The sequence below is a fragment of the Nakamurella sp. genome (assembly GCF_048594475.1).
Lineage (GTDB): Bacteria > Actinomycetota > Actinomycetes > Mycobacteriales > Nakamurellaceae > Nakamurella.
Genome location: NZ_JBMDXT010000176.1, coordinates 1 through 16,238 on the forward strand (window position 1 = coordinate 1; position 16,238 = coordinate 16,238).

A 16,238-nucleotide genomic window follows, 5' to 3' on the forward strand; every position below is an offset into this window, starting at 1 on the left:
GCGCCGCCGCCGTCACCGCGGGCCCAGCAGCTGGGCCGCGCCCCGGTCGAGCAGGTCGGCCGCCGCGGCGGGCCCCAGCTCCCCGTCGGCGGCGACCGGACCCCCGCGCCGCACCCGGAACTCGTCCGCGCCGGACGGCGCGACGACCACCGCCTGCAGGGTCAGCGTGTCCGCGGTGACCTGCCCGAACGCACCGACCGGCGCGCTGCAACCGGCCTCCAGGTCGCGCAGCAGCACCCGCTCGGCCAGCACCGCCGCCCGGGCCGCCGGATCGTCCAGCGCACGGACCGCCGCGGTGAACCAGGCCGGCGCGCCGGCGCGGGTCTCGACCGCCAACGCGCCCTGGGCCGGGGCCGGCAGCATCACCTCGGTGTCCAGGATTTGGCTGATGGCGTCGGACCGGCCGAGCCGGTTCAGCCCGGCCGCGGCCAGCACGACCGCGTCGAGCTCGCCGTCGGTCACCTTCCGCAGCCGGGTGTCGACATTGCCGCGGATCGCGACGATCTGCAGATCCGGCCGGTGCGTGCGCAGCTGGGCGGCCCGCCGGGGGGAGCCGGTGCCGACGGTCGACCCCGGTGGCAGCTCGCCCAGGGTCAGCCGGTTGCGCGCGCACAGGGCGTCGAACGGGTTCTCCCGCGCGGGCACCGCGCTGAGCGAGATGCCGTCGGCCGGGGCGGTCGGCAGGTCCTTGTACGAGTGCACGACCACGTCCACCCGCCCCTCGAGTAGGGCGGCGCGGACCCCGGTGACGAAGACCCCGGTGCCGCCGATGGTGGCCAGCGGCCCGGTGTTCACGTCGCCCTCGGTGCGGATGCGCACGAGCTTGACCGAGCAGCCGGCGATCCCGGCGATCCGGTCGGCCACCATGCCGGACTGGGCCAGGGCCAGGGCACTGCCCCGGGTGCCGACCCGCAGGACCGCGGCGCTCACCGCGGCGACGCGTCCACTCCGGGGATGCCGGATGCCGCCAGCCGGGCCCGATCGACACCCGGATCCGGCCAATCGGCCGCGGAATCGACCGCCGCCGTGGTCGGCCGGGTGACCCGGGCGTTGACGCAGCAGCGCGTCGCGCAGAAGTCGGGCCGGCGGGTCACCCCGGCCAGCCCGGGGAACCGGTCGGCGGCGGGTGCGGACCCCGCGCCGCCCAGCCGGTGCCGGATGAGCGCGGCCAGGTCGGCGACGAACCGGGGGTCGGTGCCCGGGGTGCCGACGCGGGCGAAGAACAGGCCGGCCTCCTGCGCGGTGTCGGCGGCCTCCCGGTCCAGGTCCCAGATCACCTCGACGTGATCGGAGACGAAGCCGATGGGCACCACCACGACGCCGCGCCGGCCGGCCGCGGCGAGGGCGGTGATGACGTCGTTGATGTCGGGTTCCAGCCAGGGCACCGACGGCGGGCCCGACCGGGACTGGTAGGCCAGCGGCCAGGCCGGCCCCGTCCCGCCGGCCAGGCCGGCGGCCGCCGCGACCTCGGCGATCACCGCCGCCCCGACGGCCAGATGCTGGGCGACGTAGGCGCCACCGTCCCCGTGGTCGCCCAGCGACGCCGACCCGGAGGTGTCGGCCATCGTCGTCGGGATGGAGTGGGTGGTGAAGACGATCTCCAGGTCGGCCGGAGCGATCCCGGCCGCCTGCGCCGAGCGCAGGGCGGCCACGGTGCCCTCCACGAACGGCGCGCGGAACCCGGGCAGGTCGAAATAGGGCTGCACCTTGTCGATCCGCACCGATCCGACGAGACCGGTGGCGTCCAGGGCCATCCCGAAATCCTCGCGGTACTGCCGGCAGGACGAGTAGGACGAGTACGCCGAGGTCGCCACGCCCAGCAACCGGGTCAGGCCGGCGGCGTGGGCGTCGCGGACGACGTCGGCCACGTAGGGATCCCAGTTCCGGTTGCCCCACAGCACCGGCAGGTCCAGTTCGGCCTGCAGGGCCTGCTGCAGCGCCCGGCACTGCTCGTTGATCGGCGACCGGCCGCCCAGCGCCTGGTAGTGGTGCGAGACCTCGACCAGCCGCTCGTCCGGGATGCCCCGGCCGCGGGTCACGTTGCGCAGGAAGGGCATCACGTCGTCGGGCCCCTCCGGCCCGCCGAAGCCGGCGAGCAGGACGGCGTCGTAGGTCATCGCAGGACCTCGACCACCCCGGCCTCGTCCACACGACGGCCGCTGAAGAACGGAACTTCCTCTCGCACATGCATTCTCGCGCCGGAGGCGCGCAGATGCCGCATCAGGTCGACGGTGTCGTGCAGCTCGTCGGCCTCCAGGGCCAGCAGCCACTCGTAGTCGCCGAGCGCGAACGCGGCGACGGTGTTCGAGAGCACCTGGTCGTACGCGCGGCCCATCATGCCGTGCTCGACGAGCATGCCGCGGCGCTCGGCGTCGGGCAGCAGGTACCACTCGTAGGACCGGACGAACGGGTAGACCGTCGCCCAGGCCTTGGCCGGGGCGCCGGCCAGGAACGCCGGGACGTGGCCCTTGTTGAACTCGGCCGGCCGGTGCAGGCCCATCGCCGACCAGAACGGGGACAGGCTCCGGCCGACGCTGGTGCGCCGCAGCGACCGGGCGGCCGCCTGCAGCTGGTCGGCCGTCGGCGCGTACCACCAGACCATCAGGTCGGCGTCGGCGCGCAGGCCCGAGACGTCGTAGAAGCCGCGCATGCGGACCCCGCCGTCGGCCAGTTCACCGACCAGGTCGGTGAGCTCGGCGGTGGCCTTCTCGGCCGGCGCGTCCAGGTCGCCGGCGCGGGCATAGACCGCGTAGGCGGTGTACATGATCTGGTCGTTGATCTCCCGGGCCGACGGCCGGGTGCGGGCCGGCCGCTGGACCGCGGTGTCCGGTTGCTCGTTCGTCACCGTTCCATCCTCTCTCACGCCGCGGCGGGCTCGGCCGGCCGCCGACGTTGAACTGGCCACATCGGCTCAGGCATCGATCATGGTTCGGGTCTGGGCCCGGGCGTCCGCGATGACGGCCCCCAGGCCGGTTCCGGCCACCGCCGCGCCGACCACCGCCAGCCCGGGGGGTCCGGCGGCGGACCGCAGGGCGGTCACCGCCGCGGCGTGCCCGGGCCGGGGGACCGGCAGGGCCGCCGTCCACCGCACGACGTCCGCGTCGACCAGGGCCGCGGCGGCGATCGGCCGGCCGAGCAGATCGGCCGCGTCGGCCAGGGCCAGGCCGGGCAGGTCGGCGTCGGCGGGCAGCCGGTCGTCCGGACCGCGCCCGTAGGACAGCCGCAGCACGTGCCGCCCGGGTCCGGCCGCGGCGGCCAGCCACGGCCACTTCGCGGTGGCGTGGGTCAGCGCCTTGGCCCGCGGCCCGCTGGCCCGCGCCGACACCAGGACGCCGGTGCCGCGCGGCGCGGCGTCGAGGCCGGCGTCGTCGACGACCAGGGTGACCAGCGCGACCGGGCTGACCGGTTCGCCGAAGACGTCGGTGACCAGCGCGGCCGGCCCGATGCGGGCGTCCGGGCCGGCCAGCAGTGGCCCGGCCGCGGGACCGGGCAGGGCCAGTACCAGGCGGTCCGCGGTGATCCCGCCGGCGTCCGTGGCCAGCCGCCAGCCGCCGGCCCGGGTCAGCCCGGTGACCCGCACGCCGGAGCGGATCGTCCCGCCGGCCGCGGTGACCGCGGCGACGAGGGTGGGGACCAGGGTGTGCAGACCGCCGGTCAGGGAGGCCACGGCCGATCCGGGACGCCCGCCGCCGCCGCGCAGCTCGCGGGCGGCCGCGGCCAGTGACCCGGTGCGGCGCAGCGCGGCCGGCAGGCCGGGCGCGACGATCCCCAGGTCGAGGGTGTCCGGGTCGGCCGCGTAGACCCCGCCGGCCACCGGTTCGACCAGGCGCTCGAGCACCCGCCGGCCCATCCGGGCGCGGACCAGCGACCCCAGCGAGTCCGGCGATCCGTTCGGGCCCGGAGCGGGGTCGCGGATCGGCCGGACCCGGTCGAGCAGGGTCCGGGCGGCGCCGGGCCAGCCGACGATGCGCCGGACGTCGGCCGCCCACGGGTGGCCGGGGATGCCCAGGTAGGCCGTCGCCGGCAGCGGTGCGGCCCCGCCCGCGTGCCGGACCCAGGCGCCCACCGGGGCGGGTGCGACCACCCGGTCGGTCAGGCCCAGCTCGTCGATCAGGGCCGCGGTGGCCGGGCGGGCCACGGCGAACGACTCGGCCCCGGCGTCCAGGGTGAGCCCGCCGACGGTGTGGGTGCAGACCACGCCGCCGGGCGTCGGGCCCGCGTCCAGGACCAGCGGCGCCAGCCCGGCCCGGGCGAGGTCGAGGGCGGCGGTCAGGCCGCCGATCCCGCCGCCCACCACGACCACCCGAGGCCCGGGCGGGGTCATGTCCCGGGTTGTGCGTGGATGAACTCGACGAGCTCGGTCAGCACGCCCGGGTCGGTGTCCGGCGGGACGCCGTGACCGAGGTTGAGCACGTGTCCCGGGGCGGCCGCACCGCGCCGGATGACGTCCAGCGTGTGCTCATGCAGCGCCCGCTCGCCGGCGAACAGCAGCGCCGGATCGATGTTGCCCTGCACCGGCACCCCACCGCCCAGCCGGGCGGTGGCGACATCCAGCGGGACCCGGTGGTCGATGCCCAGCACGTCGGCGCCGACGTCCCGCATGGCCGTCAGCAGTTCACCGGTGCCCACGCCGAAATGCACCCGGGGCACGCCGAGATCGGCGACCCCGGCGAAGACCGCCGCGGAGTGCTCGGCGACGAACGCCTGGTAGTCCGGCCGGCTCAGCGCGCCGGCCCACGAGTCGAACACCTGCACGGCGGACGCCCCGGCCAGCACCTGGGCCCGCAGGAACGCCGTCGTCACCCCGGCCGTCCAGGCCGCCAGCGCGTGCCAGACCTGCGGCGCGGCGTGCATCAGGGTCTTGGTCCGCCGGTGGTCCTTGCTCGGCCCGCCCTCGACCAGGTAGGAGGCCAGGGTGAACGGGGCCCCGGCGAAGCCGATCAGCGGGGTGCCGCCCAGTTCGGCGACCACCGCCGCGGCCTCGGCGGCAACCGGGGCCAGGGCGTCGGGATCCAATGGCGGCAACGCCGCGACATCGGCGGCGGTCCGGACGGGGGAGGCGACCACCGGTCCGGTGCCGGCGACGATCTCCACGTCCACCCCGGCCAGCTTCAGCGGCACCACGATGTCGCTGAACAGGATGGCCGCGTCCACCCGGTGCCGGCGGACCGGCTGCAGCGTGATCTCGGCGGCCAGGTCCGGCTGCAGGCACGACTCGAGCATGCCGATGCCGCGGCGCACCTCCCGGTACTCGGGCAGGGAGCGGCCGGCCTGCCGCATGAACCAGACCGGCCGGCGGTCGGGCCGGCGGCCGCGGTAGGCGGCCAGCAGGGGAGCGCCGGCGGTGCGGCCGTCGACGAGCGGGTGCCCGGCCGGCAGGGCGGACGCCGGAGCGGTCGCCGACGGGGTGGTGGGGGGCGGGGAAACAGTCATGTCGCGTCCATGGTGTCATCCCGGCCCGCCCGGCCGGCCGGGCCCGGGGGCGGGGACCGTGGAATCGACCACCACCCGGCCGCCCGGCCGAGGCGAAACCGCAGGTCACCGGCCATCCGGGAAGCCAGGTGAGGCTTGCCTTCGTACCGTCGCCCCCGGTGCGCCGGTAGCATCCGGCATCATGCTCATGGTTCTTGGCGCCAGCCATCACGACCTCGAGCTGACGCAGTTGGACCGGCTCGCCCTGCACCCGACGCTGCTCAGCCGGGCCGTCGGCGATCTGACGAAGCATTCCGACGGGCCGGTCGACGGCGCCGTCGTCATCTCCACCTGCAATCGCCTGGAGATCTACCTCGACGCGTCCCGGTTCCACGACGCGATCGACTCGGTCGCCGGGCAACTGGCCCAGGTGACCGGGATCTCCGCGGACGAGATCAGCGGGATGCTCAAGGTGCGGGTCGGGGCCCCCGCGGTGGCCCACCTGCTGACGGTCGCCTCCGGGCTGGATTCCATGGTGGTCGGCGAGGCCGAGATCGCCGGCCAGATCGCCCGGGCGCTGCGCGAGGCGCAGGCCGCCGGCACGGCATCGCCGGCGATCAACCAGCTCTTCCAGCACGCTGCCCGGGTGGCCAAGCAGGTGGCCACCGAGACCGGTCTGGGCGCCGCCGGCCGGTCGGTCGCCTCGGTCGCGCTGGACATCAGCGGGGTCGACGGCCAGGCCACGCCGGTCGGGTCGGCCCTGATCATCGGCACGGGCGCCTACGCCCGGGTGGTGGCCGCCGAGCTGCGGGCCCGGGGTGTGCAGCGGCTGCTCGTGCATTCGCCCAGCGGCCGGGCCGACGCCTTCGCCGCCCGGCACACCGCCACGCCGGTCGAGCCCGCCGGGCTGGCCGCGGCGATGGCCGGGGTCGACGTGGTCGTCGCCTGCAGCGGGCAGTCCGCCGGGATGCTGGACGTGCCCCTGCTGAGCGCGGCGGTGGCCGGCCGGACCGCCCCGCTGCCGATCATCGACCTGGCCCTGCACCCGCACGTCGCGGCACCGGCCCGGCTGGTGCCCGGGGTCCGGGTGGTCGACCTGCACTCGGTCCAGCGCTCGGTCGACCCGGCCCACCTGGAGGCGGTCGTCGCCGCGCAGGACATCGTGATCGCCGGGGTTGCCGCGTTCGAGGAGCGGATGGCGATCCGCCGGCTCGATCCGGCCGTGGTGGCGCTGCGCCAGCACGTCTCGGGGACGATGCGCAAGGAGCTGGACCGGCTCCGGGCCAAGTACCCGGCCGACGTCGCGGCCGACATGGAACGCGCCCTGCACCGCGTCACGCAGGCCCTGCTGCACACCCCCACGCTGCGCGCGCAGGAGCTCGCCCGCACCGGGGACGGTGCCGGGTACGTGCAGGCGCTGCACACCCTGTTCGGCATCGACATCCACGACTCCGAGACCGCGGCCCATCCGGTGTCCGCCTTGCGCACCAGCTGATCCACCGTCCGGGCGCCGAAAATCGGTGCACGGGAAACGAAACTGCTTTTCCTGTCGGGGCAGTCACACGCCGGCGGCCGGGTCTTGTAGGCCAACCGGGGGTCCCGCGGTGTGACGGGGATCGCCTCCGGCGGTGTGCGCCAGGGCCCGGCGGCCCGCCGGCGCGGCCGCGCAACCGGCCGCCGCACCCGGTGTGACCTGGGCCGACGGGAATCCCGGACGCCCGGGCCCGGGTGCGCGGCACACCGGCCGGCGGGGCGCCACACCCCCAGGGGTGGGTCCCGGTTAGCTGAGAAATGGCTAACGTAGCTAACGGGGGATGGCGGGCCGCCGCCGGTTGCGTGGTGAGGCATCACCGATCGCGACCGCCGGTTGACGACCTGCCGGGCGGCCGTGCCCGTCCCCCAAGCGCCTGCCGACGATCGGTCGCGGGTTCCGAGAAAAACTGTATGACAAGGAGTGTCATGACCGTCACCACCACAACCGAGAACTACACCGCCGGTGCCGCGCAGGCCCGTGAGGCCACCGAGCAGGCGGCCGAATCGTGGAAGCGGGGCGTCCGCGTCCTCACCGACCAGGCCGGCCTCGTGACCCGCCTGCCCCGGGTCGAGTTCACCGAGCCCGTCACCCGGTACTTCGAGTTCCTGCAGCAGGTCGTCGACACCAACCGCGAGCTGATGACCCGCTGGGCCGAGATCGTCGATTCGCTCTCCGGCACCGTCCGCGACCAGGCGGAGAAGGTCGGCGGCGTGGTCGCCGACCAGGTCGACGCGGTCGTCGATTCCGCGGCCGATCTGGCCACCGAGCAGGCCCGTCAGGCGCAGGAGCTGGCCGACGAGCAGGCCGAGCAGGCGGAGGAAGTTGCCAAGGAGCAGGAGCGCGCGGCCAAGCGGGCCGAGCGCGCCGCCGCCAAGCAGGCGCGCGAGCAGGCCCGGGAGCCGTACGAGGGCCTGACCAAGGCCGAGCTGTCGGACCAGCTGGCCGAGCGCGGCCTGGCCAAGAGCGGCACCGTCGAGGAGCTCATCGAGCGCCTGGTGAACGCCGACACCGAGGGCGACAGCCAGGACGACGACAAGTAGTCGACCCGGCCGAGCCACCGCTCGACCTGACGCAGTGACGCCGGTCCGGTTCCGCCGGACCGGCGTCGCCGTTTGCCCACCCGGCGTCCCTCGGGCGAGAGTCCGCGCCGATCAGCTGTTCTCACACCCTGGAGTCCTCATGAGCGCACCGGCCATCGACCGCACCGTCACCGACGGTCCCCTGTTCGTCCACCGGACCGGGGCGGGCGAGCCGCTGGTGCTGCTGCACGGGCTCGGCGAATCCCACGTCGGCTGGCGGCCGGTGCTCGACCGGCTGGCCGCCCGCTACGAGGTCGTCGCGGTCGACCTGCCGGGATTCGGGCAGTCGCCGGCCCTGCCGGCCGGTGTCGCACCGAGTGCCGACCACCTGGCGGTCGCCGTCACCGAGACGCTCGACCGGCTGGGCATCGACCGTTTCCACGTCGCCGGCTACTCGATGGGCGCGCGGATCGCGCTCCAGCTGGCCGGGTCCGACCGGGTCCGGTCGGTGGTGGCGATCGCCCCGGACGGTCTGGGCACTCCGGTGGAGCGGGTGCAGGGCTACCTCGCCCTGGCCGTCGGGCGTCAGGTGGCCATGACCCTGGCCCCGTACGCCGAGCCGCTGAGCCGGACGGCCGCCGGGCGGACGGTCTTCTTCGCGGGCAACCGCAGCCTGCCCTGGCAGCTCACCGAGGCCGACGCCTACCGGCTGCTGACCGGTTACGCCGCCGCCCCGGCCTACGACGCGGCCAACTGGTCGGCCATGTTCGACCTGCCGACGCACCTGCACACGATCACCGCGCCCACCCTGCTGCTGCAGGGCACGGCCGACCCGCTGATGCCGCAGCAGATCAGCCGCTACCTGGCGCTGGTGCCGGGAGCCCGGTTGCGCTGGCTGACCGGCCTGAATCACGTCCCGATCTCGGACGATCCCGACCGGGTCGCCCGGTACATGCTGGACTTCCTGGGCCGGGTGCCCGCCTGACGGGGCCGTGGTGGCCGCGCGGGATCGACCGGCGGCCTCCTACCGCGGCTGGGTCAGCCCGGCCGCCTCGAACGCGCTCATGGTCGGCTTGATGGTGGCCGTCGGGCCGACCTCGCCGGCGATCGCGTCCAGCGTCTTGAGCCCGTCGCCGGTGTTGAACACGACGGTCTCGGCGTCCGGATCGAGCTGCCCGGTGGCCAGCAGCTTGCGCAGGGTGGCGATGGTGACGCCCCCGGCGGTCTCGCCGAAGATGCCCTCGGTCCGGGCCAGCAGCTTGATGCCTTCGATGACCTCGTCGTCGCTGACGTCCTCGACCGCGCCGCCGGTGCGCCGCGTGACGTCGAGCACGTACGGCCCGTCCGCGGGGTTGCCGATGGCCAGCGACTTGGCGATGGTGTCCGGCCGCACCGGCTTGACCACGTCCCACCCGTTCTTGAACGCCTCGGCGACGGGGGAGCAGCCGGTCGCCTGCGCGCCGAACACCTTGTACGGCGTGGCGTCGACCAGCCCCAGCTCGCCCAGCTCGGTGAACCCCTTGTCGATCTTGACCAGTTGGGCGCCGGAGGCGATCGGCACCACGACCTGGTCCGGCAGCCGCCAGCCGAGCTGCTCGGCGACCTCGAACGCCAGCGTCTTGGATCCCTCGGCGTAGTACGGGCGGACGTTGACGTTGACGAACGCCCAATCCTCCTGCTCGGCGGCGATCTCCCCGGCCAGCCGGTTGATGTCGTCGTAGGTGCCGTCGACGGCGACCAGGGTGCCGCCGGAGGCGGCGGTGGTCAGGATCTTCTGCTGCTCCAGGTTCGACGGGATCATCACCACCGAGCGGATGCCGGCCCGGGCCGCGGCCGCGGCGACGGCGTTGGCCAGGTTCCCGGTGCTCGGGCAGGCCAGGACGGTGAAGCCGAGCTGGCGGGCGGCGGCCAACGCCACCGCGACGACCCGGTCCTTGAACGAGTGGGTCGGGTTGCCCGAGTCGTCCTTGACCCAGAGCCGCCGCATGCCCAGCTCCTTGGCCAGGTTGTCGGCGCGGACCAGCTTGGTCTGGCCCGGGTTGATGTTCGGGGTGCCCGCGATGTCCCCGGGCACCGGCAGCAGCGGCGCGTAGCGCCAGATGTTCTGCGGGCCGGCCTCGATCCGCCGCGTGAGATCCTCGCCCCGGGAGGTGAACTCGTAGGCGACCTCGAGCGGACCGAAGCACTCGGTACACGCGTAGTAGGGGCCGAGCTCGATGCGATTGCCGCACTCGCGACAGGACAGCGCGACGGCGGGGCCCAGATCCACGGAGGTGGAGGCGGGCGCGGACAGCACAGACGTCATGACGAGGCCTTTCTGCTCATCTTCCCCGCCGGAGCGGGACGGAAGTGGCACCTGCTGTCGACCGGCCTCGAGAACCGCGCCGCCGCGCGGACGCGGGGGTGGTCACGAGAGAAATCATCGACAGTGGTTGCCGGGGCTTCGTCGGGCCGTATCCCTCTGCCCCTCTGGATGAGGTGTATTCGGTTGTCCGAGCATCGTAACGCATCGCACCCCGCGGTCCGATGGTCCGGCGACCGCCGGGGCCCGGCCTGGGGAACCCACGGGGACGGCACTGTCGCACCCGGCTGGCACGATGGCGGGCATGGCCGACACGGTGGATCTCGCCCCGCTCACCCTGGTGACGGGCGACGAGGCACTGCTGGTCGACCGGGCGATCGCCCGGGCCGTGGCGACCGCCCGCCGGATCGACCCGGGGGTGGAGCGGCGGGACGGCACGGGGGCCGGGCTGACCGTCGGGGAGTTCTCCGACCTGGTGGCGCCGAGCCTGTTCGCCGAGCCGCGGGTGGTGGTGATCCGCGGCGCCCACGAGGCGTCGAAGGAGTTGGCCGCCGAGCTGGCCGCGTACGTCAAGGATCCGGTCGACGGGGTCTGGCTGGTGCTGCACCATCCGGGCGGCGCGCGCAACAAAGCGATCGCCGACACCCTGACCAAGGCCGGCGCCGACGTGGTCACCTGCTCCCGGATCACCAAGCTCAACGAGCGGATCGACTTCGTCCGCGCCGAGATCCGGCGGGCCGGCGGTCGCACCAACCCGACGGCGGTGACGGCGCTGGTCGAGGCGATCGGGTCGGACCTGCGGGAGCTGGCGTCGGCGGCCGATCAGTTGGTCGCCGATACCGGCGGCACGGTCGACGAGAAGGCGGTGCGGCGCTACCACACCGGACGGGCCGAGGTCAGCGGCTTCACCGTGTCCGACGCCACGATGTCCGGCGACCTGCCCGGAGCGCTGGAGTCACTGCGCTGGGCCCTCGGGGTCGGGGTCGCGCCCGTGCTCGTCGCCGACGCGCTGGCCGACGGGGTGCGGACGGTGTCCCGGGTGTCGTCGGTGCGCGGCGGCAACTCCTACGCGATGGCCTCGGAGCTGGGCATGCCGCCCTGGAAGATCGACCGGGCGCGGGGGATGGCCCGGGGGTGGACCCCGGACGGGCTGGCGGCCGGCATGGCCATCGTGGCCGATCTCAATGCCGCGGTGAAGGGGGTGGCCGCCGACGCCGAGTACGCCCTGGAGAAGGCGGTGTTGGACCTGGTCCGGGCCCGGCGCGGGAAATGACGAAACAGCCGGTGACCGAAGGCAGTCACCGGCTGATCGGTCGAGCGGTCAGATCTTGTTGACCAGCACGGTCAGGGCCGACTTGCGGTTCGCGGCCTGGTTGGCGTGGATGACGCCCTTGGAGACGGCCTTGTCCAGGCTGCGGCACGCGGCCTTCAGCTCGACCTCGGCCACGGCCTTGTCGCCGGCCTCGGCGGCGGTCCGCACCTTGCGCACGCTCGTCTTGAGCGAGGACTTCACCGACTTGTTGCGCTGCCGAGCGAGCTCGTTGGTGCGGTTGCGCTTGATCTGGGACTTGATGTTGGCCACGCCGGAATGCCTTCGTTTCGTCGTTGGAGTTCGTGGCGCCGTCGGGCACACACGGCCGTCCACGTTACCAGCCGGACCGAACGAGGAACAAATACGCCTACCCGGCGCAGGGGAAGGCCGACGGTTCGGGCCGGCCCCCGGCGGCCAGCGCCGCGCCGACCCAGGCGATCAACCGCGGGTCCCCGGGCAGCGCGACGTGGTCGAGCCGCACCTGCGGGCACCGGTCCTGGACCACCAGCGACGTCACCCGGTCCGCCGGACCGGCCGGCGACTGCGCGGCCACCGGCGTCACCACGGTGTCGTCCCGGCTGGAGATCGTCGCGTAGCGCACCGACCCGTCCAGGTCGCCGCCGGCATCGAGTTCGGTGAGCAGCGCGGATCCGGCGATCTGGTCGGCACAGGCCGGGCAGAGGGCGCCGGGCACCCCGTCCAACAGCGGGGAGGTGGTGCCGTGGAAGGTCGGCGCGATCAGCACCGCGGTGCCCACCCGATCGGCCAGGCCGTCCTGCCGCAGGGCCGTGCGCAGCACCAGGCCGCCCTGGGAGTAGGCGACGACGTCGACCCGGTCGGCGCCGGTCGCGGCGAGCACGCCCTCGACCACGCCGGCCACCGTGGTCGCGGAATCGCGGACCGGGGCCAGCCCGCCCAGCCCGTAGTTCGCGCCGTACACGCACCGGCCGGCCCCCGTCAGGGCCGTGGCCAGCGGCCCGTAGGTGCCCGCGACGGTCGAGAACGTCCCGGGCAGCAGCACCACCGGGGGGTGGTCCGACCGGCAGCCCGGGTCGTTGACCCCGGGCAGGTGGACGTCCGGCAGCGATGCGGGGACGGCCGACGACGGGGCCGAGGGTGCTGCCGACGGCCCGGTCACCGGCACCGACGGCGATGGCGACACCGAGGGCGGCACCGAGTCCGGCACCGATGGCGACACCGATGGGCCGGTCACCGGCGCCGGTCCCCCGCACCCCGCTGCCCCGGTCACCGTTCCGACCAGCAGGAATGCCGCCAGGATCGTCCTTCTCATCGCCCGCCACGGTACGTCCGGCCCGGCCGCGAAGAGAATGAAAAAAATCTTGGAAGAAAATTCCGCTGAGCTGTCGTCCGCGCTCCGGTCCGTTCGTGGTGATGGTGTCAGGAACGAAACAGGAGGAACCATGAAGCTCAGCCTCAACACCTTCGTCAGCCTCGACGGCGTCATGCAGGGCCCGGGCGGCCCGGACGAGGACACCTCCGGCGGCTTCACCCGCGGCGGCTGGGTGATCCCGCACGTCGACGAGGACTTCGGCCGGATCGTGGACGAGGAGTGGTTCGCCCACGCCGACGCCGTCCTGCTCGGCCGCAGCACGTTCGAGATGATGCGGACCTACTGGAGCGCCTATCCGAACCAGGACGAGCTGGTCGCCAAGGTCCTCAACGCCTACCCCAAGTACCTGGTCTCGACCGCGCTCACCGACGAGCAGGCGGCCTGGGGGCCGACCACCGTCCTGCGGGACGATGTCGTCGAGCAGGTGCGCGCGCTCAAGGAACGACCCGGCCGGGAACTGCAGGTGCACGGCAGCTGGCAGCTCGCGCAGACCCTGCACAACGCCGGGCTGGTCGACGTCTACCGGCTGCTGGTGTTCCCGGTCGTGGTCGGGGCCGGGAAGCGGTTGTTCGACGACACGACGCGGCCGTCCGCCTTCCGCACGGTCGCCCGCACGAGCACGGCCGCCGGCGCCACCCACCTGGTCCTGGAGCCGGCCGATTTCACCCGGGGCGACCTGGGCATCGTGGACGGCGAGGCGGTGATCAGCGAGGTCCCGGTCTGATCCCTGCCTGATCTCCGCCCTTCCGTTCCTACCACCCACCCCGATCCAACCGAGCAAGGAGCCCACCTTGAAGCAGTACATGCTGTCCGTCCACCACGAGTCGCCCGCCGAGGTCGCGACCATCTCCGACGAGGACATGCAGCGGATGTTCCAGCAGGTCGACGCGTTCAACGAGGAGGTCAGGCAGGCCGGCGCCTGGGTCTTCGCCGGCGGTCTGGAAGGCATCGAGTCGGCCACCGTCGTCGACGCCCGGGGCGGCGCGGCCGTCATCACCGACGGGCCGTTCGCCGAGACCAAGGAGTACCTGGGCGGCTTCTGGGTGATCACCGCCGCCGACCTGGACGAGGCCCTGGAATGGGCCCGCAAGGGGTCCGCGGCCTGCGAGGGCCGGGTCGAGGTCCGGCCGTTCCAGGGCGAGGCCTGATCCGCCCGATGGGTGCCGACGCGGCCCGGGGCATCGAGCAGGTGTTCCGGGCCGAGCACGGCCGGCTGGTCGCCGGCCTCATCCGCCGGTTCGGCGACATCGACCTGGCCGAGGAATCCCTGGGCGACGCGCTGGTCGCGGCCCTGCAGACCTGGCCCGAGCAGGGCCGCCCACCCAACCCGGGCGCGTGGCTGGCCACCACGGCGGCCAACCGGGCGATCGACCGCCTCCGTCGCGAATCCACCCGCGACGCCCGTCACAGCGAGGCCTTCGCGATGACCGTCAACCGGCCCGACCCGTTGCTCGAGGCGGGCGCCCTGACCGAGCAGGACGGCGCCGTCACCGACGACCGGCTGCGGCTGATCTTCACCTGCTGCCACCCCGCTCTGGCCCCCGACGCCCGGATCGCGCTGACCCTGCGCCTGCTGGGTGGCCTGACCGCCGCCGAGATCGCGCGGGCGTTCCTGGTGCCCGAGCCCACGATGGCGCAGCGGCTGACCCGTGCCAAGCGCAAGATCAGGACGGCCGGCATCCCGTTCCGGGTGCCGCGGGCCGCCGACCTGCCCGGCCGGATCGACGGGGTGCTCGCCGTGCTCTACCTGATCTTCAACGAGGGGTACCTGGCGACGGTGTCCGGCGCCCCCGTCGAGCAGGACCCCGGGCGGGACGCGTCCGCCCGGGACGATTCCGGTCGGGACGAGTCGCCCCGGGACGAGTCGCCCCGGGACGGGTCGCTGCGGGACGACCTGTGCGCCGAGGCGATCCGGCTCACCCGCGTGCTGCGGACGCTGTTGCCGGACGAGCCCGAGGTGACCGGGCTGCTCGCCCTGATGCTGCTGATCCGGGCCCGCCGGCCGGCCCGGCTGCGCGACGGGGTACTGGTGCCGCTGGACGAGCAGGACCGGCGCCGGTGGGACCGGGCCGGGATCGGCGAGGGTCACGACCTGGTGCGGGCCTGCCTGCACCGCAACCGGCCCGGGCCGTACCAGATCCAGGCCGCGATCAACGCGGTGCACACCGATGCGGCGACCCCCGCCGACACCGACTGGGCCCAGATCGTCGCCCTGTACGACCAGCTTCGCGCGGTCCACCCGTCCCCGGTGGTCGAGCTGAACCGGGCGGTGGCGGTGGCCGAACTGGACGGCCCCGCGGTCGGGCTGGCCCTGGTCGAGCCGCTGGCGCTGGCCGGCTACCCGGCCTGGCACGTCACCCGGGCCGACCTGCTGCGCCGGCTGGACCAGCGCGACGAGGCCGCGGCCGCCTACGACCGGGCGATCGCGCTGACCGGCAACCCGGCCGAGCGGGCGTTCCTACGACGGCGGCGCGCGGGGATCGACGGGGGAGCGGGCGTGGGAACATAGGCGGCGTGACATCTGGTCTTGCCGCCCGTGCCCATCGCACGTTCACCCCGCCGGAGCTGATCCGCAACTTCTGCATCATCGCGCACATCGACCACGGCAAGTCGACGCTGGCGGACCGGATGCTGCAGCTCACCGGGGTGGTGGAGGACCGGGCGATGCGGGCCCAGTACCTCGACCGGATGGACATCGAGCGCGAGCGCGGCATCACCATCAAGTCCCAGGCCGTCCGGTTGCCCTGGGCGGCGCCGGGGGCCGACGGTCAACTGACCGATCACGTGCTCAACCTGATCGACACCCCCGGCCACGTCGACTTCACCTACGAGGTGTCCCGGTCGCTGGCCGCCTGCGAGGGCGCCGTGCTGCTGGTCGACGCCGCCCAGGGCATCGAGGCGCAGACCCTGGCCAACCTGTACCTGGCCCTGGAGAACGACCTGCACGTGATCCCGGTGCTCAACAAGATCGACCTGCCGGCGGCCCAACCCGAGCGGTACGCCGCGGAGATCGCGCACATCATCGGCGGCTCGCCGGACGACGTGCTGCGGGTGTCCGGCAAGACCGGGGCCGGGGTCAAGGAACTGCTCGACAAGGTCGTCGCCGAGATCCCGCCGCCGGTCGGCGACGCGGACGCCCCGGCCCGGGCGATGATCTTCGACTCGGTCTACGACATCTACCGGGGCGTCATCACCTACATCCGGGTGATCGACGGCAAGATCACCCCCCGCGAGCGCATCCAGATGATGTCGACCAAGGCCGTGCACGAGTTGCTCGAGGTCGGCGTCATCTCCCCGGAGCCGATCCC

Annotated in this window: 16 protein-coding genes and 1 riboswitch; of the genes, 8 read left to right on the forward strand and 8 right to left on the reverse strand. The window is 74.0% G+C overall.

Features of this window, described 5'->3' with window-relative positions; translation table 11 throughout:
* Positions 1–12 precede the first annotated feature (12 nt).
* The 5 genes from hemC to hemE all read right to left on the reverse strand — a co-directional run bounded on the left by hemC (position 13) and on the right by hemE (position 5,433).
* The gene (gene hemC / locus ACOJUF_RS08680; protein WP_420121461.1) at positions 13–930 is read right to left on the reverse strand and encodes a hydroxymethylbilane synthase; all 918 of its coding nucleotides are present in this window, start codon (positions 928–930) and stop codon (positions 13–15) included.
* Positions 927–2,117, reverse strand: a complete 1,191-nt coding sequence (locus ACOJUF_RS08685) for a ferrochelatase (protein ID WP_420121462.1) — start codon at positions 2,115–2,117, stop codon at positions 927–929. The genes hemC and ACOJUF_RS08685 overlap by 4 nt, the downstream gene beginning before the upstream one ends.
* Entirely contained in the window at positions 2,114–2,764 is a 651-nt protein-coding gene (gene hemQ, locus ACOJUF_RS08690) for a hydrogen peroxide-dependent heme synthase (RefSeq protein ID WP_420121476.1), read from the reverse strand. Before hemQ ends, ACOJUF_RS08685 begins: the two co-directional genes overlap by 4 nt.
* Positions 2,765–2,911: 147 nt before the next feature.
* Positions 2,912–4,324, reverse strand: coding sequence for a protoporphyrinogen/coproporphyrinogen oxidase (locus ACOJUF_RS08695; protein ID WP_420121463.1), 1,413 nt, complete (start codon positions 4,322–4,324; stop codon positions 2,912–2,914).
* Positions 4,321–5,433: a uroporphyrinogen decarboxylase gene (gene hemE / locus ACOJUF_RS08700; protein WP_420121464.1), complete on the reverse strand. Its 1,113-nt coding sequence runs from the start codon at positions 5,431–5,433 to the stop codon at positions 4,321–4,323. The genes ACOJUF_RS08695 and hemE overlap by 4 nt, the downstream gene beginning before the upstream one ends.
* A gap of 181 nt (positions 5,434–5,614) precedes the next feature.
* Between hemE and ACOJUF_RS08705 the strand changes: the two genes are divergently transcribed.
* The 3 genes from ACOJUF_RS08705 to ACOJUF_RS08715 all read left to right on the forward strand — a co-directional run bounded on the left by ACOJUF_RS08705 (position 5,615) and on the right by ACOJUF_RS08715 (position 8,950).
* Positions 5,615–6,907: a glutamyl-tRNA reductase gene (locus ACOJUF_RS08705; RefSeq protein ID WP_420121465.1), complete on the forward strand. Its 1,293-nt coding sequence runs from the start codon at positions 5,615–5,617 to the stop codon at positions 6,905–6,907.
* A 464-nt stretch (positions 6,908–7,371) separates the two neighbouring features.
* The gene (locus ACOJUF_RS08710; protein ID WP_420121466.1) at positions 7,372–7,986 is read left to right on the forward strand and encodes an SAP domain-containing protein; all 615 of its coding nucleotides are present in this window, start codon (positions 7,372–7,374) and stop codon (positions 7,984–7,986) included.
* Between the two features lie 139 nt (positions 7,987–8,125).
* Entirely contained in the window at positions 8,126–8,950 is an 825-nt protein-coding gene (locus ACOJUF_RS08715; protein ID WP_420121467.1) for an alpha/beta fold hydrolase, read from the forward strand.
* 39 nt (positions 8,951–8,989) lie between these two features.
* Here the strand turns inward: ACOJUF_RS08715 and thrC are convergent, their stop codons facing one another.
* Positions 8,990–10,270: a threonine synthase gene (thrC, locus tag ACOJUF_RS08720; RefSeq protein ID WP_420121468.1), complete on the reverse strand. Its 1,281-nt coding sequence runs from the start codon at positions 10,268–10,270 to the stop codon at positions 8,990–8,992.
* A 13-nt stretch (positions 10,271–10,283) separates the two neighbouring features.
* Positions 10,284–10,445, reverse strand: a riboswitch (SAM riboswitch).
* 117 nt (positions 10,446–10,562) lie between these two features.
* Between thrC and holA the strand changes: the two genes are divergently transcribed.
* Entirely contained in the window at positions 10,563–11,540 is a 978-nt protein-coding gene (gene holA, locus ACOJUF_RS08725; protein WP_420121469.1) for a DNA polymerase III subunit delta, read from the forward strand.
* A 48-nt stretch (positions 11,541–11,588) separates the two neighbouring features.
* Here the strand turns inward: holA and rpsT are convergent, their stop codons facing one another.
* Both rpsT and ACOJUF_RS08735 read right to left on the reverse strand, forming a co-directional pair.
* Entirely contained in the window at positions 11,589–11,849 is a 261-nt protein-coding gene (gene rpsT / locus ACOJUF_RS08730) for a 30S ribosomal protein S20 (protein WP_420121470.1), read from the reverse strand.
* A gap of 97 nt (positions 11,850–11,946) precedes the next feature.
* Positions 11,947–12,870, reverse strand: a complete 924-nt coding sequence (locus tag ACOJUF_RS08735; protein ID WP_420121471.1) for an esterase/lipase family protein — start codon at positions 12,868–12,870, stop codon at positions 11,947–11,949.
* Positions 12,871–13,000: 130 nt separating this feature from the next.
* Here ACOJUF_RS08735 and ACOJUF_RS08740 point away from each other — a divergent pair, with 130 nt between their 5' ends.
* The 4 genes from ACOJUF_RS08740 to ACOJUF_RS08755 all read left to right on the forward strand — a co-directional run.
* Positions 13,001–13,654, forward strand: a complete 654-nt coding sequence (locus ACOJUF_RS08740) for a dihydrofolate reductase family protein (protein WP_420121472.1) — start codon at positions 13,001–13,003, stop codon at positions 13,652–13,654.
* Between the two features lie 67 nt (positions 13,655–13,721).
* Positions 13,722–14,078 carry a YciI family protein gene (locus ACOJUF_RS08745; RefSeq protein WP_420121473.1) on the forward strand — a complete coding sequence of 119 codons (357 nt, stop codon included), beginning with the start codon at positions 13,722–13,724 and terminating at the stop codon, positions 14,076–14,078.
* Positions 14,079–14,086: 8 nt separating this feature from the next.
* On the forward strand, positions 14,087–15,439 hold the full coding sequence (locus tag ACOJUF_RS08750; protein ID WP_420121474.1) for an RNA polymerase sigma factor: 1,353 nt from the start codon (positions 14,087–14,089) through the stop codon (positions 15,437–15,439).
* Between the two features lie 5 nt (positions 15,440–15,444).
* The coding region (locus tag ACOJUF_RS08755; RefSeq protein ID WP_420121475.1) for a GTP-binding protein at positions 15,445–16,238 on the forward strand (794 nt) is incomplete at its 3' end.

Excerpts from the sequence above, each read along its gene's own strand:
- ACOJUF_RS08685 (WP_420121462.1), bottom strand. The coding sequence starts at position 2,117 with ATGACCTACGACGCCGTCCTGCTCGCCGGCTTCGGCGGGCCGGAGGGG.
- hemQ (WP_420121476.1), bottom strand. The coding sequence starts at position 2,764 with ATGTACACCGCCTACGCGGTCTATGCCCGCGCCGGCGACCTGGACGCG.
- ACOJUF_RS08695 (WP_420121463.1), bottom strand. The coding sequence starts at position 4,324 with ATGACCCCGCCCGGGCCTCGGGTGGTCGTGGTGGGCGGCGGGATCGGC.
- hemE (WP_420121464.1), bottom strand. The coding sequence starts at position 5,433 with ATGACTGTTTCCCCGCCCCCCACCACCCCGTCGGCGACCGCTCCGGCG.
- ACOJUF_RS08705 (WP_420121465.1), top strand. The coding sequence starts at position 5,615 with ATGCTCATGGTTCTTGGCGCCAGCCATCACGACCTCGAGCTGACGCAG.
- ACOJUF_RS08710 (WP_420121466.1), top strand. The coding sequence starts at position 7,372 with ATGACCGTCACCACCACAACCGAGAACTACACCGCCGGTGCCGCGCAG.
- ACOJUF_RS08715 (WP_420121467.1), top strand. The coding sequence starts at position 8,126 with ATGAGCGCACCGGCCATCGACCGCACCGTCACCGACGGTCCCCTGTTC.
- thrC (WP_420121468.1), bottom strand. The coding sequence starts at position 10,270 with ATGACGTCTGTGCTGTCCGCGCCCGCCTCCACCTCCGTGGATCTGGGC.
- holA (WP_420121469.1), top strand. The coding sequence starts at position 10,563 with ATGGCGGGCATGGCCGACACGGTGGATCTCGCCCCGCTCACCCTGGTG.
- ACOJUF_RS08735 (WP_420121471.1), bottom strand. The coding sequence starts at position 12,870 with ATGAGAAGGACGATCCTGGCGGCATTCCTGCTGGTCGGAACGGTGACC.
- ACOJUF_RS08740 (WP_420121472.1), top strand. The coding sequence starts at position 13,001 with ATGAAGCTCAGCCTCAACACCTTCGTCAGCCTCGACGGCGTCATGCAG.
- ACOJUF_RS08750 (WP_420121474.1), top strand. The coding sequence starts at position 14,087 with ATGGGTGCCGACGCGGCCCGGGGCATCGAGCAGGTGTTCCGGGCCGAG.